Origin of the sequence: Frondihabitans sp. PAMC 28766, assembly GCF_001577365.1 — a bacterium.
GTDB lineage: Bacteria > Actinomycetota > Actinomycetes > Actinomycetales > Microbacteriaceae > Frondihabitans.
In genome coordinates this window covers 551,554-571,538 of record NZ_CP014513.1, presented here as the reverse complement: position 1 = coordinate 571,538, position 19,985 = coordinate 551,554, and the positions used below count along the sequence as shown (strand labels likewise).

Annotated in this window: 22 protein-coding genes, 1 tRNA gene and 2 pseudogenes; 9 read left to right on the top strand and 16 right to left on the bottom strand. The window is 69.0% G+C overall.

The features are described from left to right. Positions 1 to 11 precede the first annotated feature (11 nt). The 4 genes from AX769_RS02750 to AX769_RS02735 form a co-directional block, all read right to left on the bottom strand. On the bottom strand, positions 12 to 671 hold the full coding sequence (locus AX769_RS02750; protein WP_066275706.1) for a heme oxygenase (biliverdin-producing): 660 nt from the start codon (positions 669 to 671) through the stop codon (positions 12 to 14). Between the two features lie 74 nt (positions 672 to 745). Further along, positions 746 to 1,156 (bottom strand): DUF4383 domain-containing protein, encoded by a 411-nt coding sequence (locus AX769_RS02745; RefSeq protein ID WP_066275704.1) that lies wholly within the window; start codon positions 1,154 to 1,156, stop codon positions 746 to 748. Between the two features lie 42 nt (positions 1,157 to 1,198). Next, a complete protein-coding gene (locus AX769_RS02740) occupies positions 1,199 to 2,473 on the bottom strand; it encodes a chloride channel protein (RefSeq protein ID WP_066275699.1) in 1,275 nt (424 codons plus the stop codon). Beyond that, positions 2,474 to 3,490 carry a glycyl-tRNA synthetase gene (locus AX769_RS02735; protein ID WP_157887410.1) on the bottom strand — a complete coding sequence of 339 codons (1,017 nt, stop codon included), beginning with the start codon at positions 3,488 to 3,490 and terminating at the stop codon, positions 2,474 to 2,476. 324 nt (positions 3,491 to 3,814) lie between these two features. Here AX769_RS02735 and AX769_RS02730 point away from each other — a divergent pair, with 324 nt between their 5' ends. Beyond that, entirely contained in the window at positions 3,815 to 4,732 is a 918-nt protein-coding gene (locus AX769_RS02730; protein ID WP_066275695.1) for a 2-dehydropantoate 2-reductase, read from the top strand. Here AX769_RS02730 and AX769_RS02725 read toward each other — a convergent pair. Both AX769_RS02725 and AX769_RS02720 read right to left on the bottom strand, forming a co-directional pair. Further along, positions 4,665 to 5,486, bottom strand: coding sequence for an oxygenase MpaB family protein (locus AX769_RS02725; protein ID WP_082763436.1), 822 nt, complete (start codon positions 5,484 to 5,486; stop codon positions 4,665 to 4,667). The genes AX769_RS02730 and AX769_RS02725 overlap by 68 nt on opposite strands. 16 nt (positions 5,487 to 5,502) lie before the next feature. Further along, positions 5,503 to 6,528: a glycoside hydrolase family 6 protein gene (locus AX769_RS02720; RefSeq protein WP_066275693.1), complete on the bottom strand. Its 1,026-nt coding sequence runs from the start codon at positions 6,526 to 6,528 to the stop codon at positions 5,503 to 5,505. Between the two features lie 121 nt (positions 6,529 to 6,649). On the opposite strand from AX769_RS02720, the gene AX769_RS02715 reads away from it, so the two are divergent. Continuing rightward, a complete protein-coding gene (locus AX769_RS02715; protein WP_066275691.1) occupies positions 6,650 to 7,162 on the top strand; it encodes a PaaI family thioesterase in 513 nt (170 codons plus the stop codon). Positions 7,163 to 7,238: 76 nt separating this feature from the next. On the opposite strand, the gene AX769_RS02710 is transcribed toward AX769_RS02715, so the two are convergent. Then, entirely contained in the window at positions 7,239 to 8,264 is a 1,026-nt protein-coding gene (locus AX769_RS02710) for a ketopantoate reductase family protein (RefSeq protein ID WP_066275685.1), read from the bottom strand. 73 nt (positions 8,265 to 8,337) lie between these two features. After that, the gene (locus AX769_RS02705) at positions 8,338 to 8,949 is read right to left on the bottom strand and encodes a helix-turn-helix domain-containing protein (protein ID WP_066275682.1); all 612 of its coding nucleotides are present in this window, start codon (positions 8,947 to 8,949) and stop codon (positions 8,338 to 8,340) included. 192 nt (positions 8,950 to 9,141) lie between these two features. On the opposite strand from AX769_RS02705, the gene AX769_RS02700 reads away from it, so the two are divergent. Next, a complete protein-coding gene (locus tag AX769_RS02700; protein WP_066275680.1) occupies positions 9,142 to 10,773 on the top strand; it encodes an NCS1 family nucleobase:cation symporter-1 in 1,632 nt (543 codons plus the stop codon). Positions 10,774 to 10,933: 160 nt separating this feature from the next. Next, positions 10,934 to 11,569, top strand: coding sequence for an aspartate/glutamate racemase family protein (locus AX769_RS02695; RefSeq protein ID WP_239451918.1), 636 nt, complete (start codon positions 10,934 to 10,936; stop codon positions 11,567 to 11,569). Positions 11,570 to 11,665: 96 nt separating this feature from the next. Here AX769_RS02695 and AX769_RS02690 read toward each other — a convergent pair whose 3' ends face one another. Both AX769_RS02690 and AX769_RS02685 read right to left on the bottom strand, forming a co-directional pair. Further along, entirely contained in the window at positions 11,666 to 12,775 is a 1,110-nt protein-coding gene (locus AX769_RS02690) for a calcium:proton antiporter (protein WP_066275678.1), read from the bottom strand. 106 nt (positions 12,776 to 12,881) lie between these two features. Continuing rightward, complete coding sequence (locus AX769_RS02685; protein ID WP_157887409.1) at positions 12,882 to 13,430, bottom strand: hypothetical protein; 549 nt, start codon at positions 13,428 to 13,430, stop codon at positions 12,882 to 12,884. A 190-nt stretch (positions 13,431 to 13,620) separates the two neighbouring features. Between AX769_RS02685 and AX769_RS02680 the strand changes: the two genes are divergently transcribed. Then, positions 13,621 to 13,833: an Rv0909 family putative TA system antitoxin gene (locus tag AX769_RS02680; protein ID WP_066275670.1), complete on the top strand. Its 213-nt coding sequence runs from the start codon at positions 13,621 to 13,623 to the stop codon at positions 13,831 to 13,833. A 283-nt stretch (positions 13,834 to 14,116) separates the two neighbouring features. On the opposite strand, the gene AX769_RS02675 is transcribed toward AX769_RS02680, so the two are convergent. The 3 genes and pseudogenes from AX769_RS02675 to AX769_RS02670 all read right to left on the bottom strand — a co-directional run bounded on the left by AX769_RS02675 (position 14,117) and on the right by AX769_RS02670 (position 15,260). Further along, the gene (locus AX769_RS02675) at positions 14,117 to 14,344 is read right to left on the bottom strand and encodes a hypothetical protein (RefSeq protein WP_157887408.1); all 228 of its coding nucleotides are present in this window, start codon (positions 14,342 to 14,344) and stop codon (positions 14,117 to 14,119) included. Between the two features lie 146 nt (positions 14,345 to 14,490). After that, positions 14,491 to 14,586 (bottom strand): annotated as a pseudogene (locus AX769_RS22815) (DUF664 domain-containing protein); the annotation flags it as partial. A 74-nt stretch (positions 14,587 to 14,660) separates the two neighbouring features. Then, complete coding sequence (locus tag AX769_RS02670; protein WP_066275664.1) at positions 14,661 to 15,260, bottom strand: TetR/AcrR family transcriptional regulator; 600 nt, start codon at positions 15,258 to 15,260, stop codon at positions 14,661 to 14,663. 107 nt (positions 15,261 to 15,367) lie between these two features. On the opposite strand from AX769_RS02670, the gene AX769_RS02665 reads away from it, so the two are divergent. Together AX769_RS02665 and AX769_RS02660 are read left to right on the top strand one after the other, a co-directional pair. Further along, positions 15,368 to 15,772, top strand: coding sequence for a nuclear transport factor 2 family protein (locus AX769_RS02665; protein WP_066275661.1), 405 nt, complete (start codon positions 15,368 to 15,370; stop codon positions 15,770 to 15,772). Between the two features lie 2 nt (positions 15,773 to 15,774). After that, a complete protein-coding gene (locus AX769_RS02660) occupies positions 15,775 to 16,530 on the top strand; it encodes an MBL fold metallo-hydrolase (RefSeq protein ID WP_066275658.1) in 756 nt (251 codons plus the stop codon). 343 nt (positions 16,531 to 16,873) lie between these two features. Here the strand turns inward: AX769_RS02660 and AX769_RS02655 are convergent, their stop codons facing one another. Both AX769_RS02655 and AX769_RS02650 read right to left on the bottom strand, forming a co-directional pair. After that, complete coding sequence (locus AX769_RS02655; protein WP_204249301.1) at positions 16,874 to 17,758, bottom strand: patatin-like phospholipase family protein; 885 nt, start codon at positions 17,756 to 17,758, stop codon at positions 16,874 to 16,876. Positions 17,759 to 17,799: 41 nt separating this feature from the next. Then, positions 17,800 to 18,048: a hypothetical protein gene (locus AX769_RS02650; protein ID WP_066275648.1), complete on the bottom strand. Its 249-nt coding sequence runs from the start codon at positions 18,046 to 18,048 to the stop codon at positions 17,800 to 17,802. A 260-nt stretch (positions 18,049 to 18,308) separates the two neighbouring features. Between AX769_RS02650 and AX769_RS02645 the strand changes: the two genes are divergently transcribed. Further along, the gene (locus AX769_RS02645; protein ID WP_066275647.1) at positions 18,309 to 18,704 is read left to right on the top strand and encodes a hypothetical protein; all 396 of its coding nucleotides are present in this window, start codon (positions 18,309 to 18,311) and stop codon (positions 18,702 to 18,704) included. A gap of 620 nt (positions 18,705 to 19,324) precedes the next feature. On the opposite strand, the gene AX769_RS02640 is transcribed toward AX769_RS02645, so the two are convergent. Then, positions 19,325 to 19,395, bottom strand: a tRNA-Gly gene (locus AX769_RS02640). A 246-nt stretch (positions 19,396 to 19,641) separates the two neighbouring features. On the opposite strand from AX769_RS02640, the pseudogene AX769_RS24990 reads away from it, so the two are divergent. Next, positions 19,642 to 19,917: pseudogene (locus tag AX769_RS24990) on the top strand (NADPH-dependent FMN reductase); the annotation flags it as partial. Between the last annotated feature and the right edge of the window lie 68 nt (positions 19,918 to 19,985).

Here is a 19,985-nt window from a genome sequence, read left to right as displayed (position 1 = left end):
GTCGAGGCGCACTACGCGGCGCGGGTGCCGCGGCTCGACGCGAGCTCGTCGAAGAGCTCTTCGGTGAGGCGGTAGGCGACGCCGACCTCGGCGATGACACGCTCGCGCTCGTCGTCGCTCCAGCCGACGGCGTCGAGCTGGGCGCGGTAGGTCGACTTGAACTCCTTCGGCTTGGCGATGCCGGCGAAGAGGTAGAAGCCGACGCCGTTCGTCTCGAAGCCGAACTGCCGCTGCATGAGCGTGCGGATGATCGTGCAGCCCGACAGATCGCCGAGGTAGCGCGTGTAGTGGTGGGCGACGAAGCCGCCGGTCGTGGTCGCCGCCACCGTCTCGATCCTGTCGACGTAGCGGCGCGTGGTCTCGAGCGGCGAGACCTGCGACTCCCAGTCGTCGCCGATGAGGTAGTGGAGGTCTTCGCGGATCGCGGGCAGGCGCGTCAGAGCCGGCGTCATGAAGGCGGCGGCGACAGGATCAGCGGCGCGCGAGGCCGCCGCACGCTCGAGGGCGCCGTAGACGAAGTAGTTCTGCGCGACCATCGCCACGTAGTCGTCGCGCGAGCCGTGGCCGGTCATCAGCGCCGTCATGAATCGCTCGGAGGCGCTCGGCCCGGACGACCGGACAGAGCCGGTGCGCTCGCGAAGCGCCTGGGAGAACGGGATCGCTGCGCTCATTGCGCCCTCGCTTCGGCGGCCGACCGGCGGTCAGGTGACGGGTTAGGTGACCCTTACTTTAGCGGGCGAGCCGCTCAGGCGGTAGTGCGCACGACGTAGATACGGCCGATCGCCAGACCCAGCACGGCCAACAGCAACCCGGAGAGGAAGTGCAGCACGATCGTGCCCGAGTTGAGCGCGAAGATGTTCGCCTCGGTGTGACCGAGGAAGAGGCCGTACACGCCGAAGAGGAAGAGGCCGATACCGATCAGCATGTTGGCGACCTTCGCCAGAGTCGCCGAGGCGAGACCGGCGAGGAGGAGGGCGGCGCCGACCAGCGTGTGAATCAGCGCGAGGAGCGCGTTGCTCTCGAACAGGCCGATGAGCACACCGCCCTGCGGGGTGGCGAACGGATACGGAGTCGCGATGACGAAACCCAGGAGCCCCACGAGCATGAAGACGATGCCGGCGACGACGCCGAGCAGCCGGTTCGGGGATGTGAGCATGGGTCGAAGACCTCCAGAGCTGGTGGGTGATGCCCGACAAGCCTATTCGGTCGGCAGGGCCCGAGGCGACGGGTCAGGTGACCCCGCCAGGCGGCGGCGATTCCACACGTACGCGACGGCCGTCGAGCCGCCGATCGCGAGCAGCGTGGGCACCAGGATCGCGGTGCCCTGGCCGGTGAACTCCAGCACGAGGACCAGCGCCGTCAGGGGGGCCTTCATCGAGGAGGCGAGGAACGCCGCCGCCGCGACGAACGCGAATGCCGCGATGCCCGAGCCCGGCCACAGCAACAGCCACAGCCCGCCGAGCACCGCGCCCATGCCGGCACCCAGGGCGAGCGACGGCGTCAGCGTGCCGCCCGCAGCGCCCGCGCCGATCGTGCCGGTCGTGGACGCGTACTTCGCCACGACCACCAGCGCTATGTAGCCGAGGCCAGCGGTGCCGGTGAGCCCGAGCTGGCCCAGCGCGCGCCCGTTGCCCAGGATCTCGGGCAGCCAGATCGACACCACCCCGACGAGCGTGAACACCACGGGCATGACGATGAGGATGCGCCAGCCCGACGGCCGATGATCCTGCGCCCATTTCGCCAGAGCGGTGAAGCCCAACGCCCCGAAGCCGAGCACCGGGCCGGCGATGATCGACCAGACGAGCAGCGACGGGCTGAGCGACAGGCTCGGCACGACGTAGAGGGGGTGGCTGGAGGTCACGAGGCTCGCCACCAGCGCGGCGATCGCCGAGGTCGCGAGCGCCGGGAGGATCGTCGCGATGCTCAGCTCGGCGAGCAGGATCTCGACGGCGAACACCGCCCCGCCGAGCGGAACGTCGTACACGGCCGCGAGACCGGCGCCGGCGCCGCACGCCACCAGGATCCTGCGCTCTCTCGCCGTGATGCCCGACCGGTCGGTCACCCACTGCGACACCAGCGCCGCCAGCTCGCGCGGGGCCACCTCACGGCCGATCGAGGCGCCGAGGCCGACGATGACGATCTGGAGGGCCACGTTCCAGAGGCTCTCGAACCAGGGCATGTGCGCGCCCTCGACGGCCTTCTCGACGCTCACGACCTTGTTCTTGCGGCGGCGGAGACCCCACCACCCGAAACCGCCGAGCACACCCGCGAGAGCCAGGGCGCCGACCCGCAGACCATCGCTCGGCGTGGGCAGATCGTCGAGGAAGTGGCCTTCGCCGAAGCCGTAGGTGAGGTGTTCGAGCCCGTGCAGGAGGAAGCTCACGACCAGACCGGCGAGACCGGCGCCGATGCCGACGAGGGTCGTGACGACGACGAGGCGGAGCAGCCAGCGGGCCGACAGGGCGTAAGTCACCTACCGATCGTAGCGATGCCGTACGAGCGGTCGCTCCCGCCGTGCCTTCGGGGGCTGCCCGGGCGCCCCCTTCGGCAATTCAGGCCGCGCCCGGCGCCTCGGGGCAGGCAGCCGCCAGGCTCGGCGGTCGCCCGGGCCCAGGTGCCGGGGTGGGCCTGAATTGCCGGAGGGAGACGACGGCCCCAGCCGATGCATCGCGACCGCGAACCCCATGGCCTCCTCGATCGACTCCCACTCGTCACGAACCATGGAGTAGCTGAGGCGCATCGGGATGCGCCCGTCGACGACGATGCTGAGGTCCTTCCGCCGATCGGACTCGAATGTTTCCAGGTGGTGCTCCTGCCCGTCCGTCTCGACCCCGACCACCTCTTCGACGACGAGGTCGATCCGCTTGCGCTTCGGCAGCTGCCCCTGACTGCGCACGTGGTAGCCCGCCTTCCGCAGTCGCGTGCGCGCGACACTCTCGAGGAAGCTGTCGCACAGCGGGTCGACCCAGTCGACGATCTGCTGCACGTCGTCGGGCAACGTCCGGACGATCTCGGCGACGTCGTCCATCGTCACCCTCTGCTCGTGCAATGCCCAGTCGAGAGCCGCTACCCCCTCTTCGAAGCCGACCTCGACGATGGCCTCCCGCAGTGCGTCCGTCAGCGAAACCGCCCACGCCGAGCCTCGTTCCTGCACTTCGAAGCGATCCCACACGACCCGCACGCGCCGTTTCCGGCGCAGCCGCGAAGCGTTCGCGGGCACGGAGACCGAAATCTGCGGCGAGTGTCTCCACGCCCATGCTCCGAGCTGGGCCAGGGCGGATGCCCCCGTCAACCGGCCACCGACACGAACCGCCACGAACCGGGGGTCGTCCTGCCGCCAGGTCGTGTACCAGCCGCGGCGAGCCCGGCGGACCTCGCCGTTGCGCACCGCGAGCGTGAGGTGGTGGTCTTTCGCCCCGTGACGGACGAGTTGGCGCTTGTGCAGGAGGCCGTGACCGTAGTGGTCGACGAGGCCGGCGATGGATGTCATGCCCACACGATGGAGGCCGGGGCATCGCGGCGCTGGCCGTCGACCGCGGACTGTGGAGAGACGAGCGCTTCGGCCGATTGTGGAGGACAGATGCGCCGGCGCCCCTTCGGCAATTCAGGCCCCGCTCGGCTACCCGAGCCCCAGCACGCCGCACGGATGGCAGGCAGCCTGGGAGCGGCCTGAATTGCCGAAGGGGGAGCCGCTGCGGGAGCGAAGGGGGAGCCGCTGCGGGATCGAAGGGGGCGCCGCCGTGGGGTGAGGGGGCGGCCGCGGCGCCGCCGTGAGATGAGAGGGCGGCCGAGGCGCCGGCGCTAGCGTGGAGGCATGAGAACTCTCGTGGTCGGCGCCGGCGCGGTCGGCGGCTTTTTCGGTGCACACCTGGTCGAGGCCGGGCGCGACGTCACCTTCCTCGTGCGCGAGCGCCGCGCTGCGGCCCTTCGCGCAGACGGGCTGACGGTCGAGAAACTCGACGGCACCCTCCATGTCGAGCCCACGGCCGTCACGAAAGACGAGATCGACGGGCCTTTCGACCTCGTCCTGCTCAGCGTGAAGTCGTTCGCCCTGGGCCAGGCGCTCGACGACGTCGCCCCTGCGGTCGGCCCGGACACGACGATCGTGCCTCTGCTCAACGGCCTCCAGCACATCGAGACCCTGCAGCGGCGCTTCGGGGCCGACCAGGTCGTCGGCGGCCTGTGCTTCGTGGCGACGATTCTCGTCGGCGACACGATCCGCCAGCTCAGCCCGCTGAACACGATCATGCTCGGCGAGCTGGACGGGCCCGAGAGCCCCAGGATCCAAGCTGCTCACCGAGAGATCGAGGGCGCAGGATTCGAGGCGGTCCTCTCCCGAAACATCCTCCAGGGCCTTTGGGAGAAGTGGTTCATCCTGGCCGCCGGCGGGGCGACGACCACGCTGCTCGGCGGCGACGTCGGCACGATCGAGCGGGTGCCGTTCGGGCGGGAGACTGCGCTTGCGATCGTGGCGGAGTGCGCCGCAGTGGCCGCGGCTGCGGGCCACGAGCCGCGGCCCGCGATGCGGGCGCGCGCCGAGGCCACGCTGACCGAGGCGGGGTCGGACTTCACCACGTCGATGTTCCGTGATCAGCAGCAGGGTCTCGAGGTGGAGTCGGATCAGATTCTCGGCGACCTCGTGCGCCGGGGGCAGACGGCCGGCGTCAGCGTGCCGCTGCTGGCGGCGGCGTCTGCGGCGCTCGAGGTGTATCGGGCCGGGCGAGGCGCCTGAGTCGGCGCAGGTAGTACTGCTGCGGCCACACACGCACGACCCGCGGCAGTCGCGGGTACACCGCCGCGAGCACGGCCCAGAGCCGGTCGAAACGGCACTGCTGCCGGGGCGACCACGCGAGGCCGTATTGTTCGCGCACCGGCGCCGGCAGCAGCCCGGCCGTGACCCAGCGGTTGAGCGGCATGAGCAGCCGCACCCAGCGCGGGGCCTCGCTCGCCGCCCAGAGCTCATCGGCCTGGGCGCGGATCGTGTCGTCGACCGATAGCTGCGCGAGCGCGCCGCGCCAGTACTCACGGAAGGCGGCTGGGGAGGCGGGCCAGAGATCGGGAGGCACATCGAGAGCCGTGCCGAGGGCGGCGTACCGCGCGTACACCTCGTCGGCGCGAGCGGGCGGCAGGTGGCCCAGCACCCGCTCGTACACGGTCATCGCCGTGTCGTAGAGGGTGGCGGCCACCCAGAGCTGCAGCTCGGGGTCGCGCGCGTCGTAGGCCGGTGAGTGCGCGTCGCCCGGGCCGTGCACCGGGGCGTGCATACGGTTCACGAACGAGCTGGCGAGATCGCGATCGGCAGGTGTGCCCGACATCACGGCGTAGACGTACATCAGCGTGCCGTGCAACCGGCCCATCGGGTTACGCGCGAAGTCGCTATGCCGCGCGACCCCGTAGCCGACCGCCGGTCGCGCCAGCTGCAGCAGGATGGCGCGCCCGGCCCCGGCGAGGATGACCGCCTCGGAGGCAGGATCGATTCGGGGCACGGCCCGACCGTACCGCCTACTTCTTGAGTCGAACCAGGGCGGTCGCGTACGACGGGTACCAGGTGCCTGCAGCGGGGCCGCCGTTGCAGGTGCCGTCGCTGGATCCTGGTGTCTTCACCCACAGGAGCGCGTCGAGGTTGCCCGTGCCGGCCGTGACGTGCGGATCCTGCCCCAGGCCCGCGCCGGGCGCGTTGCACCAGGTGCCCTTATACCCCTGGCCGTCGCGCGACACGTCGATGACGAAGTGCGAGCCGCCTGTCAGCGCGGAGACCTGGCCGGCGTAGGTGCGCTCGGCGTCGACTGAGATGTAGTTCGAGACGTTGGTGTAGAAGCCGCGCGCGGAGCCGATGCCCGCCTGGTTGAGCAGTGAGGCCATCTGGGCGGGCTTCAGCCAGCGTGAGTTGCCGCCGTCCAGGTAGGCGGTGACACCGTTGGCCGCGAGGGTCTGCACGGCGCTGCGGATGAGGGCGATCCGCGACGCGGCGATGCTGCTGCAGCCCGTGGTCGTCTGCCCGAGCGAGTCGGGCTCGACGAGGACGACAGCGTGATGGCCGCGGAGGGTGGTTGCGATGGTCTGGTTCCACGTGAGGTACGTCGAGTCGGTCAGGCCGCCGGAGGAGTAGCCGCCGCAGTCGCGGTCGGGGATGGCGTACGTCACGAAGACGGGCGTCGTGCCGGCGGCCGCCGCCGCGTCGAGGTTCTGCTGGAGGTAGCTCACGAGCTTCGAGCCCTGGAGCCAGTCGCCGAGCCAGATGGCGACCGGGCGCTGGGCAATGAAGGCCGCGCTCGCCGCATCGGTCGAGTCGCCCGCCGCTTGCAGCGTGGCGGCCTCCTGTGCGGCGACGCTGTCAGCCTCGTTGTAGAGACCGCCGGGGAAGAGGGACGTGTTGGTCGCGCTCTGGATCTGAGCAGCGCTGAGGACGGTGCTCGTGTCGGCGGTGCTCGCCCTCACGGCGGTCGCCTGGGCCGGCCCGGAGACGATGGCGATGGCCGCAAGCGCGAGCACGACAGCAGCGAGGAGTGCGGAGGGCACTCGTGACATGGGGCGTCCTTCGGTCAGGCGGAGGGGGGTGCGGAGGTCGACGCGGGGGCAATCCCACCACGAACGAATGGTGCGAGGTATCGGCACTTTGGAGGACAAAGCTGCGCCGTAGAGTCGGGAGGTGCCCTTCGAAGAGACCACCCCCGTCCGTCACCGCTCGTACTCGTGGCCCGATCCGCAGGCCATCGCTGCCGCGGCTCCGCTGACCACTGGTCTCGACTTCCTCGAGCGGATCGTCTCGGGCGATGTGCCGCAGCCGCCAATCGCCGTCACTCTCGACTTCGCGCTCGTCGGCGTGACCCCGGGCACGGCGACGCTGGAGGCGCGCCCCGCCGATTTCGGGTACAACGCGATCGGGACGGTGCACGGCGGAGTCATCGCGACGTGGGCCGACACCGCCATCGGCTACTCGATCCAGACCCGCCTGCCCGAGGGTGTCAGTATCACGACGCTCGACCTGCAGGTGCGATATCTCCGGGCGATCACGGCCGACACCGGCCTCGTCACGATCGTCGCGACGGCCGAGCACGTCGGGCGTCGCACCGGGACGTCGCGCGCCGAGATCCGCGACGCGGGCGGGAAGCTGTTGGCCACGGCGACGTCGACGTGCCTGGTCGTCGAGCCGCGGGCGTAAGACGAGCCGCGGGCGCAAGACGAGCCGCGGGCGTAGCCCAGACGAGCCTCGCGCGTAGCGCCCGGGTCTCGAGAGACTAGACCGCGGCGTCCAGCGCGGCCTCGAGCTCTTCGGCCGACATCGACCCGGCACCCGCACCCGACGCGGCCGCCTGCCGAGCCAGCCGCTGCACGGTCGCGTTCAGCGGCGCCGAGCGCCCGAGCAGTCGCGCCATCAACGCGATCTCGCCGTTCAAGAAGTCTGTCTCGATCGACCCGCCGCGCTTCAGCGACTGCCACGATGATCCGCCGAGCTCGCCCTCGACGCCAGGCACAGGCCGGATGTCGAACGCGTCGTCGCGCCACGCCTCCTCCTGCTCGTCGCTCGGCCAAGTGAGGCCGGCCGCCTCGAAGATCGCCGTCGCCTCGTCGGTGAGCCGGCTGCTGATCCCCTCCGACTGACCCGGCCCGAGCAGCGCCGCGAGGGCGTTGCCGAGGTTGGCCAGCAGCTTGCGGTGCTTCCAGGCCATCACGTCGTCGACGACGAAGATGCGGAAGGTCGAGGCGGTCCAGTCGTGTTCGAGGGTCTCGAGCAGCGCGCGATCCGAGGCGTCGGCCGCAGCCCCGTACCGCCCGACGATGAACGTGCCGCTCGACGGCGCGATCCGCACGACGACTTCGCCCGCCTCGAGGTGCACGGCGGGTAGCCAGACGCAGATGCCGAAGACTCGGGCGAAGTAGCGCGACGCGATGCGCTCACTCTCGACCCCGTTCAGTGCCGTGAAGATGGGCAGGAGGTCGCCGGCGCTGCCGACCGAGTCCGCGGCCGACCCTGAGAACACCGGTCGATCCACCCACTCCAGAAGGGCGGCCTCGACGGCCTGCGTCTTGGTGGCGATGACGAGCACGTCGTCGACCTCCAGCCGCACGTCGTCGGGTGACGCCGCCACCGCGACGGAGATGCGGTCGTCGCTGTCGGGCGACCGCAGCCGCAGCCCGTCCGCCGCGATCGCCTCACCGTGCGCACTGCGTGCGATCAGCAGGGGCGGGTTCGTCGAGTGCTGGGCCAATCGCCCACCGAGGGTGCCGCCGATGGCGCCGGCGCCGATGATCACGTATCGCATTCGCCCAGCCAAGCATCCCGTCCGATGAACGGCCGCAGGATCCGACGGGGCGCGTCGAGCACATCGCCCCGGCTCAGCTCCGGTGCACGATCAACCACGTGGCGACCGCGTCGACAGAACCGGTGTTGCCCATCCGGTGCGGCAACTCGCACGGGAAGGTGATCGAGTCGCCCGCCCGCAGCACCACGCGCTCGTCGGGGAAGTCGATCGTGAGTTCGCCGGCCGTCACCGTGCCGACCTCGTAGCCCTCGTGGGTGATCAGCGTGTCCAGGTCGGTCGCGACCGAGCCCGCCGGGTAGGTCGACTCGAAGAAGTCCACCCCCGAGGTGTGGGCGGGCGACAGCCGTCTGAACACGACGCCCGTGCCGAGCTCCACCGGTTTCGTGGCCCCGGCCCGCGCGAGCACGTACCCCGCAGGATCCTGCGCCCCCGCCTCGGCCACAGCAGAGCCCGGCTCGTCGAAGACGTCGGCCAGCGGCCGCCCCAGCACCTGGCAGATGGCGAGCAGCCGGCTCACGCTCGGGCGCCGCACTCCGCGTTCGATCTGGGACACCGCGCTGGGCGAGATGCCGAGCGCTCGGGCGAGGTCGCGCAGCGACATGCCCGACTCGAGGCGGAGGGCCCGGAGGCGCCCGCCGAGGGCGGCCGGATCGAGATCGACAACGGATGTCGCGCTGTCGCTCATCGGGGCCCTTCACCGGCGTTGATGTGAAGCAGGTGCTGTCACACGGTTGTTACAAAGCGGAAATGAGGCCGAAAGCGTGAAGCAATAGGTTCACACATCAAGAACGAATGCACGCCGCCGGCGCAGCGCGCCGGAATCTTCAGCACGACTTCACCTGTCCATGAGGGTACATCGTCACCTACGGAGGTTGCCTTGGCAACGAACACCGTCCCACCTCGGAGCACCACCACCACCACGACCGGCCCGCACGACATCGTCGAGGCCGCGGGGCACCCGGTCGGCGCAGGGCTCATCAAGCCCGGCTACGACGACCGGCTCACCAACGAAGACCTCGCACCGCTGCGCAAGCAGACCTGGGGCGGCTACAACTTCTTCGCGTTCTGGATGTCGGACGTGCACTCGGTCGGCGGCTACGTCACCGCCGGCAGCCTGTTCGCGCTGGGGATCGCGAGCTGGCAGGTGCTGATCTCGCTGATCATCGGCATCCTGATCGTGATGGTCTTCGCCAACCTCGTCGCGAAGCCGAGCCAGAAGACCGGCGTGCCCTTCCCCGTCATCAACCGCGCCGTCTTCGGCGTCATCGGGGCGAACATCCCCGCGATCATCCGCGGCCTCATCGCGATGGCGTGGTACGGCGTGCAGACCTTCCTCGCCGCGCAGTCGCTGAACATCATCTTCTTGAAGTTCATGCCGGGCTCGGCGGCCCTCCTCGACCACTCCTTTCTCGGGCTGAGCGCCCTCGGCTGGATCTCGTACGGCATCCTCTGGGTCGCCCAGGCGGCGCTGTTCTGGCGCGGCATGGACACCATCCGCAAGTTCATCGACTTCGCGGGGCCCGCCGTCTACGTCATCATGATCGCGCTGGCGATCTATCTCGTCGCGAAGGCCGGCTGGGGCCACATCAGCCTCGACCTGTCGGTCGGCAAGCCGCTCTCGGTCGCGGCGGCGATCCCAGTCATGATCTCGGCGATCGCGATCGTGGTCAGCTACTTCTCGGGGCCGATGCTCAACTTCGGCGACTTCTCGCGCTACGGCAAGTCGTTCCGGGCCGTCAAGCGCGGCAACCTGCTGGGCCTGCCGCTCAACTTCCTGTTCTTCTCGATCCTGACCGTGCTCTGCGCGTCGGCGACGGTGCCCGTCTTCGGCAAGCTCATCACCGACCCGATCGAGACGGTGCAGGCCATCGGCGCCCCGTTCGCGATCCTGCTGGGGGGTCTGACCTTCGTCACGGCCACGGTCGGCATCAACATCGTCGCGAACTTCATCTCGCCGGCGTTCGACTTCTCGAACGTCGCACCCCGCAAGATCAGCTGGCGGATGGGCGGCATGATCGCCGCCGTCGGCTCGGTGCTGCTCACACCCTGGAACTGGTACGGCAACCCGCAGGCGATCCAGTACACACTCGGTGTGCTCGGCGCTCTGATCGGGCCGCTCTTCGGCCTTCTGATCGCCGGCTACTACCTCGTCGGCCAGCAGAAGATCGCCGTCGACGACCTCTTCACGATGTCGAAGACGGGCCGCTACTGGTACCGGCGCGGTGTCAACTCGAACGCGGTCTGGACCTTGATCATCGCGGGCGTCGTCTCGGTCGCCGCGGCCCTCGTGCCGACGCTCGTCGCGGACGCCGGCGGCCCCGACTTCACCTGGCTGGGCAACTACGGCTGGTTCATCGGCTGCGGCCTCGGGCTCGTGATCTTCTGGGCGTTCGAGACGGTGTCGCCGCGCATGCCGGTGCTGAGCGCCGACGACCCGACGGTGACGGATGGCTCGATCGACGAGGCCGACGTCGAGGCCGCGATCCTGCCGACTCGGACTGCGGTCTGACACCGCGGCGCCAGGATCCGGCCCGTCCCACCTCGACAGGAGTCACCGTGCGCATCCGCGTGATCAACCCCAACACCACCGCGAGCATGACGGCTGCCATCGGCCGGTCGGCGACCGAGGTGGTGGGCCCCTCACCCTCGTCGAGGCGGTGAACCCCAGCATGGGGCCCGCGTCGATCGAGAGCCACTACGAGGAGGCGCTGGCCGTGCCGGGCATCCTCGAGCAGGTGGCGCTCGGCGAGCAGGACGGCGTGGACGCGTTCGTCATCGCCTGCTTCGGCGACCCCGGCCTGGACGCGGCGCGAGAGATCGCGACGGGGCCCGTGCTCGGGATCGCCGAGGCGGCGATGCACGCGGCCGCCATGCTCGGGCGCACGTTCGGCATCGTCACGACGCTCGACCGCACGGTGGGGCGGGCCGGCGAGCTCGTGCAGCGGTACGGATTCGCCGACGTGTGCGTCGGCATCCGGGCGTGCGAGATCCCCGTGCTGGCGCTCGACGATCCTGCGTCCGACGCGCGAGCCGTCGTGGTCGACGAGTGCCGCCGCGTGCTCGACGCGGGGGCGGACGCCGTGGTGCTCGGGTGTGCCGGCATGGCCGACTTCTGCCACTGGGTCTCGGACGAGGTGGGGGCGCCGGTCGTCGACGGGGTGTCGGCGGCGACCGTGCTCGCGGAGTCGCTCGTGCGGCTGCGCGTCGCGACGGGCAAGCGCGGCGAGTATGCGGCGCCGCCCCGCAAGCCGATGGCCGGGCTGCTCGCGCCCTTCGAGCTCGGCGCGCGTGTCGCCTCGCGCTGATACCGCTTCCCTCCGCCGCCGCACCTCCCGCCGGTCTGCCGCACCACCCCTAGGCGTGGCTCGACGACCGCCCCGAGGTGCGGGCCGCGGCGGGAGTCACGGGCTGATCGCCAAGAAGACGAACGCCGCCAGGATGATCAGGTGGATGATGCCCTGCAGGCGGGTCGACCGCCCCGGCGCGACCGTCAGCACGCTCACCAGCAAGGTGAACCCGAGCAGGACGATCTGCACCGGCCCGAGGCCCAGCACCAGCGGCCCCTTGATCCAGATGCTCGCGACAGCGATGGCCGGGATCGTGAGCCCGATCGAGGCGATCGCCGAGCCGTAGCCGAGGTTGAGGCTCGTCTGCAGCCGGTTGCCGAGGGCAGCGCGCCCCGCTGCGATGCCCTCGGGCAGCAGCACGATGAACGCGATCACGACGCCGACGAAGGTGCTGGGGATGCCGGCCGCCGCGAGGCCGTCCTCGATGTTCGGCTGCACCGCGTGGCCCAGCTGCACGACGGAGAGCAGCGACACGACGAGCAGCACGAGACTGATGAGCGTGGCGCGCAGGGTCGGCGGTTCGGCGTGGTCGTCGTCTTCGGCGGCGTCGGGATGCGGCTCATGCGCGGCAGGGATCGTGACGGGCAGGAAGAAGTCGCGGTGCCGCCCGGTCTGCGTCAGCACGAAGGCGACCCACAGCGCCAGGGCCACGACGGCGATGAACGCGAGCTGCAACCCGGTGAAGCGGCCGCCCGACGCGCCCGTCGTGAACGCGGGCAGCACGAGCGTGATGCCGGCGAGGGTTGCGACGACGCTCAGCGCAGCGCCTGTGCCCTCGCGGTTGAACCGGGGCAGCCCGTGCTTCAGCGAGCCGAGCAGCAGCGAGAGCCCCACGATGCCGTTGCAGGTGATCATCACCGCCGCGAACGCTGTGTCGCGCGCCAGAGTGTCGGCGTTGTGGCCGCCGGCCAGCATCAGCGTGATGATCAGCCCGACCTCGATCACCGTGACGGCGACCGCGAGCACGATCGAACCGAGCGGCTCGCCGACCTTGTGCGCGACCACCTCGGCGTGGTGCACGGCGGCCAGCACCGCACCGATCAGGATCACCCCGATCAGGATCGCGACGCCCGTCGACAGGTGCCGGTGATAGGTGGCGACCAGCGCGACGAGCGCGATGATCGGCATGATGATCGGGCTCAGGGTGCGGAGTCGGTTGGCCATGGGGTCCCCCTCGAGGTCGCGACCAGCCTACCGAGCGGCCGAGCCGGCCCGCGGGTTATCCACAGCCCCGTCGTGATCCTGGTCGGGGCTCGTGCCCGGTGCCGACTCAGCCGGCCGTCATCACCACACGCTCGGCGGTCAGCAGCAGGGACGCCACCTCGTCGGCCGATCGCGCCTCGCGGTCGTTCCAGCGGGTGAGGTCGCGTACGTGCTGCATGCGCGTCATCGGCGACGGGAACCACTCGACGGGCGCACCCTCGTCGGAGTTGAGCGCGTGCCAGACGGCGTCGAGGGCGCGCTGCACCGGCTGCTCCTGCACCGCGCCCGTGCCGCCTCCGGCTCGGATCACCGCCCCGACCAGGCAGGATCCGACGATCCTCTCGTCGTCGATCATCAGAGCGTTGCCGCCGCGCACGAGCCGGGTGCGGCCGTCGTCCGTCCGCACCGCGAACCAGGCGCCCTGCAGCCAGCTGTTCTCGACGTGGCGCCGGGCCGCCGACAGGATCATCTGCAGGTGCTCGCGCTCGACGGCCTCGGCGACCTCCTGCGACTGCCGAGCGAGCTCGCGGCGCCGGCGCCATCTCTCGCGAAGGCCCAGCGGGGCCGGTGCCGGGGCGAGCGGCGGAGTGTGGACGGGCACGCGGGGACTGCTCATGATGCTCCTTTGCATCGGCACGGGGATTGCAGCGTGGGAGCGCCGCGACTGGAGAAAAGCATCACCCCGACGAGCGCAGGATGCAAGGGGTTGCGTGACCAATTCGTGACGATTTCTCGACGGGCCTGGTGCGCTGCTCGGCCCAGGCGTTAACTGGGTGCAACGGCACCACCGAGAGAAGGACGCGATCATGGCAGGCTTCGACGACATCGCCAAGAAGGCTCAGGAGTTCTTGAAGGACCCGAAGGTCGAGAAGGCGCTCCACAGCGACAAGGCAGAGGGTGTCAGCGACAAGCTGCTCGACGCCGTCGCGGGTGCCGCCGACAAGGCCACCGGTGGCAAGTTCCACGACCAGATCGACTCCGCCAAGGAGCAGGCCGACAAGCGCGTCGGCGACAAGTAGCCCGGCCGCCCGCGCCCGGCGCACCGGCGCTCGACACGACGAAGGGCCCGTACCGGACATCGTCCGGCCGCGGGCCCTTCGTGCTCTGCGGCGTGGCCGCGGGAGGCTCAGTACTCCGAGTCGGAGTTCTTGTTCATCGCCGCGAACGCCATGCAGACGAAGACGAAGCCGACGAGGGCGATGGCCCCGATGAGGCACCAGAGAGCTGTAGCCATGGTGTGGCCCTTCTGAATCGTGGGCCGGGGCCCGAAGTCGTTTTGTGTCAGTTTAGGCCCGCGCGGGTTCAGGCGCAGTCGGCTACGAACGCCATCAAGCGAGTTGCGTCGTCCGTCTCGAACAGCTGGTCGAGGGCGACATTGAATTCGTACTGGCGGCTGAAGGGGATGTTGACCGCCGCGAAGTAGGCGAGGGCACGCTCGCGGCGGTCGTCGATCGCGCCGAGATACTCGCTCGTGCGGTCGAATCGCTGGATGAGGGCAAGACCGCCTTCTCCGGCCTCGAAGCCGGCCACGGTGCCTCCATTGGAGAGGCGGACGTCGCCGCCGCCCATCACCTGCCCTTCGCCGCGGAAGTGCCCGGACTCGATGGCCTCGGCTACCCCCGCACCCTCAACGGCCTGGCCCTGGTCGACGCGTCCGCGCCCGCCTGATCGCCCTGCTATTCGCCGGTCTGGCCGTCGATCGCCTCGCGCAGCAGGTCGGCGTGCCCGTTATGCCGCGCGTACTCCTCGATCAGATGCACCAGGATCCCGCGTCAGGTCTCGGCCGCGAGGCGATGCCCCGGGGGCACTCAGGTCGGTGCCTCTCGGGAACCAGTCCGGGCCGCGATTAGCGGCCGAGCGCAAGAGCCTCACTAAAAGCGGCATTCGTTTCTTCGCGAAGAGAAGAGGGAATGAGGGAACGGTCCTTCCCTGTCCGGTAGCAGGCCAATGCCATGTGGGATGAGAATGTGGCGATTCCCTCGGCGGTGCCGCGGGCGATGAGGACCTTGCCGAGCGCGGACGCGATCTCCTGCACCTTCAGGGCGTCTCGGCCACGGAGGTCGACGTGCTCCTCCAGGAGGAGAAGATGCCGCGAATACGACACGGGGTCCGCCGTCGCCTGCTCGCAGAGACCCAGCACGATGGGACGCAACTGCTCCAAAGCCTCCGCCGGTGTGGCCGCGGAGCCGACAGACGCGTCTTGGCCCGCGCGGGCGATCGCATCCAGCATCTGCTGCTGCTTCGCGAACACGACCTCCTGCTTGTCGCCGAAGTAACGGAAGAACGTGGTCCGCCCGACGTCGGCGCGCGCGGCGATGTCCGTGACCGAGACGTTGTCGAAGCCCTTCGCCGAGAAGAGCTCGTCCGCGGCCTCGAGAAGGCGCTGCTGCATCTGCTGACGCTTGCGCTCCACAAGAGACGACGACGTAGCTGTCAGATCGGACATGGGACGAGCATACCCCGGAGAAACTCAGTGCGCTTCGGTACTCAATGCGCTACGGTACTGAGTACCAGACAGTGGAGATCCACTCCGCCCGGCGAAAAGGAATAATCATGTTCAGCACCGATGACCGTCTCGACATCACCGAGATCCTCGCTCTTCACGCCCACCTGTTCGATGAGAATCAGCTCGACCGTCTCGACGAGTTGTTCACTCCCGATGCGGTCTATGACATGAGGGCGTCCGGCATCGGAGTGTTCGAAGGCATCGACACCATCCGTGTCGCCGCAGGCCGAATGAGCGAGAGCGGTCACGCGCCGCTGGCGCACTTCGTGACGAACATCCTCATCACCGGTGTCGACGACGACAACGCTTCAGCTCAGTCGAAGGGCCTCATGATCATGGCCGACGGGTCGCTGCACGCGGTCACCCACGCCGACACCCTCCGACGCCAGGACGGCCACTGGCGTCTCAGCCGACGCGTCATCACCCCCGTCCGCACCCCCGCGAAGGCCTGACAATGACCGAGTCGCTGACTATCACGCGCATCACCCACAGTTGCCACCTGATCGAGATCGGTGGGCAGATCATCCTGACCGACCCCTGGTTCTCCCAACGCCCCCTCTACAACCCTGGGGAGCCGATCGCGATGATGCCCGAAGACCTCCCGCACCTGGACGCCGTCGTGATCAGCCACGAGCACTACGACCACTGCGACCTCGATTCCTTCCGCCGCTACCGCGATAAGAACGTGCCCATGATCGTCGCCGGCCCGGTCGCGGAGAAGGCCCGCAAGGCCGGCTTCACGAACGTTCGCGCCCTCGAGGCCTGGGAGACCGCTCAGGTCGGCGATCTCACCATCAACGCCGCCCCCGGAAAGCACGGCGTCCACGAGGTCACCTACGTCATCACCAGCGGCGGGCGCAGCGTCTATTTCGCGGGAGACACCCTCCTCATTCCAGAACTGCTCACCCTCACCGACCGGTTCGGGCCCCTTGACGTGGCCCTCCTTCCCGTCAACGGGCTTCACATCCGGATGGCCGGCAACAAGCAGGTCGTCATGAACGCCGAAGAAGCCGCCGAACTCACCTCCGTCCTCCGCCCGAAGCTCGCCGTCCCGCAGCACTACGCCTTCACCGGCGGGAGGATCGGCGACCGACTCTTCCTCAAAAGCGACAAGAACCCGGCCCTCTTCGTCGACGCAGCCCGACGCCTCGTCCCCGACGTCCCCGTCAAGGTCATAGCTCCCGGCGAACCACTCACCATCGCCCCATAAAGCGCGAGCGTTGGACGTTCCCATGTGGGCGCCTGCGGTGCCGCACGCGAGAGGTCCGGCGTGAGCGCCTCCGACGGCTCGGCCCAGCACGACGGGGGATTGTCTTTACGAGCTCCTGCCCATCGAGTCCTCACTTCGGACGCTTCAGGTCTGACCATGACAATCAGGCAGTGCGGAGGGTGACCGGCGATGGTGCGCTATCGCGCGCCGGCGTCCGCCAGTGAGCGTGGCCGGCCTCGAGCAGATGCGAACTTTCTAGACTCAGCCCGAATACCGACTGCACGAGACGAGGCGACGCCCGTCCGAACCGGACCGACGTCGCTCCGTGGTGCTCAGAGCCAGGTCACTTCCAGAAAGAGTCGACCTCGGCCGCGAGACGTCTCCCCTGCTCGCGCCCGGCCCGGGCAGAGGGAATCCGCGACCGGGGATCCAACGGATTGACGCCCATGGTTTCCAGCGACGCGGCATCCGCCACGACCACGTGCACGCGGGCGGGAGACAGGGCCTGCAGCTCCTCGTCGGGCACGGAGGGCCCGAGCGGCGAGTCGGCCGCGGAGGGGACGAGGACGAGAACCTGTTCGGCGCCGGCGGCGAGGTCGACGTTTCCGATCGATCGGATTCCGCCGTCCATGTAGAGGTGCCCCTCGATCTCGACCGGAGGCCAGACGAGGGGAACGGCGCAGCTGGCCGCGACGACGTCGACCAGGCTGATGCCCGAGGTGTTGTCGAAGACGCGGAGCTCACCGGTGCCGGTGTCGACCGCCGCGATGAGCAACGGCCAGTCCGACCAGTTCTCGGTGCCCAGGCGCGCTTCGATGACCGCGCGCCGCACTGCGGGGGCCGGTGTGTCGCTGGCCACGGCCAGCGCGCCGATCCTCTGACGCAGCTGCTCCGATGATGTGACTCCGGTCATCGCCTCGGCGACGACGGCGCCCATCTGGGCCAGATCGACCGTGGTGTTCAGCTCTGCTGATGTCGAGGCGATCTGCCGCTCGAAGAGGTCCTGAATGCTGTTCCCGGCAGCGATCTGGGCGGCGACGGTCGACCCGGCGGATGTGCCGATCAGGGTCGTCGACCGGGTCAGGATGCGGTCCACGAGACCGGGCGACTCATCGTCGAGCCCGCGGAGGAACCCGGTCTCCCAGGCGATACCGGCAACCCTCCTCCTGCCAGGACCAGGGCGTTCTTCGGTGAAATCACGGTTCTCCTTCGATGCTCGGCCACTCATTCTTCAGTGCCTGCCTGGGATTCCTTCGACTCCTTCGTCGATCAGGAGGTGCGGGAGACGTGCTGCTCTTCGCGGATCCGGGGATCCCAGAAGTCGACGATCCTCTTCAGGCCGTCCTGCCAGCTCACGGTCGCCGGCCCGGTGATGGTCTTCCGATACTCCGCACTGGGCGCCCCACCGGGCAGGGCGAGAGTGTCGTCGTAGTAATAGACGGGCTCCACACCGACGAGCTCGCCCAGGTAGCCGATCCATTCCTCGGCCTTCAGCTGCACGTCGCCGGACCAGTTCACGGTCGGGACGGGATCGTCTTCGGACGTGCTTCATCAGCAGCGCTGGGGCTTCCGCGTTGGCACGCATGCCGTCCTCGAAGCTCTTCGGGTAGACCGCCGCCGCCGTGTGGACGACGTAGTCGAAATCGCTGGGGAGCGTGCGGTAGTCGTCGTCGGCGAGGTCGAGCACATAAGGGTCGACGCCCCGGCCCCTCCACTCGTCGAGCTCGGCGTCACTGGGCGATGAGGGTCACTCCGGTGACGGCCTCCGCAATGTCGAGGTGTGGAAGAACTACTACCGAGACCTGGGCTCGCTTGATCCCGCAGACCACGGAGCGATCCAGGTCTGGCTCGGCCGATTCCCGGCACTCAGCAGCGCGGAGGGTCCCGCCGCCGCCGTCGCTTACCAGGCCAACGTCATCGACAGTTCCCTGGGGCAGGACTTCGCCGACGTCATTCGAGAGTTCGCACGTATCACGGTACGAAGCGCCCGAGGGCCCGCCTTCGTGCCGACCGATCTCGAGATCGAGACAGTGCGATTCCTTCTTTTGGGTCTCGACCGCTACTGGTACCTGCGCTGGTCGCAGGAAGCCGACTTCAGCGCGCCCACGGATGACGCCATCACCGTGTTCGTAAGCGTCACCCTGGCAAGAATCCGCGAACCGGCCCTGACCTGAGCGCGTCTTGTCGGGGGACAACTCGTCAATCGAGGCTTTGCGAGCCAGGTTGGACAATCGCGGAACACCCACACCGCCACGATCACCGGCGCGGAACTCGTGACGTTCGTGGACACGTTGACCCGCACCAACCCCGAGAGACACCAGGTGGGAGGGGGCGAACCGTATTCGCCCCCTCCCGCCTCTCATCCTCACCGATCCAGACGAGGAGCAGAAACCATGAGCACCACCACTCGCACCAAGAAGACGACCACCCGCAAGCCCGCCAAGACGATCGAGGAGAAGAAGGCCCAGGCCGAAGCCCTGCACGCCTCGATCGCGAATCAGGTCGAGCAGCTGCGCGACTCCGACCGGTGGACTGCGTTTCTCGAGTTCGCGCAGGCGTTCCACGCGCACTCGATCAATGGCCTTCTGCTGATCCTTGCTCGGAGGAGCCCCAGGCCGACAGCACGGCTACCGCATCTTGGGGAGGCCGACACTGTGACCGGCAATCATCCCGAAGACCTTCGCCAATTGTTCCCAAATAGGGGCAAATGCCGCGAGTTCTGGTCAAAAGTCTCAAGTACTCCGAGAGAAGTCTCACTTACCTCGAGAAACGACCAACGGAGGCCATCAAAGAGAGCGAGTGACGGGAATCGAACCCGCGCTATCAGCTTGGGAAGCTGAAGTTCTACCATTGAACTACACTCGCGCACGGCACCCCGCAGGGTGCGACCTCATCAGCATACCGAAGCCCGCCTGAGCCCACGAATCAGCGGCGCAATCGACGAGCGGGTGTGCGTAAAAGCGACCCATGGCATCCTGATCGGCCTTTTTGCCGCCGACGGGCGGCGGAGTGGCGCAGGCGGTGGCGCAATCAAGGCTTAATCGTCGGGCCACGCCGGCGAAATGCGCCGGGCGTGTACTGGTCTCACCCACTGACCAGCAAAGGACGCCCATGATCGTCACCGTCGTCGCCGGCAACCCCAAGCCGGCCTCGCGCACGCTCGAAGCCGCGCACCACGTCGCCGAGTCGCTCACAGGTCAGCCGGCCACGAGCGAGGTCGACGTCGTCACCCTCGGGCCGTCCCTTCTCGGCTGGGGTGACGACATCGTGAAGGCAGCCGTCGAGACTGTGGCGGGCAGCGATCTCGTGATCGTCGCGTCGCCGACCTACAAGGCCACCTACACGGGTGTGCTCAAGTGCTTCCTCGACCAGATCGCCGGGGCCACGGGCCTCGCCGGCGTCACGGTCGTGCCACTCATGCTCGGCGCGGGCCCCGCCCACGCTCTCGCCCCGAG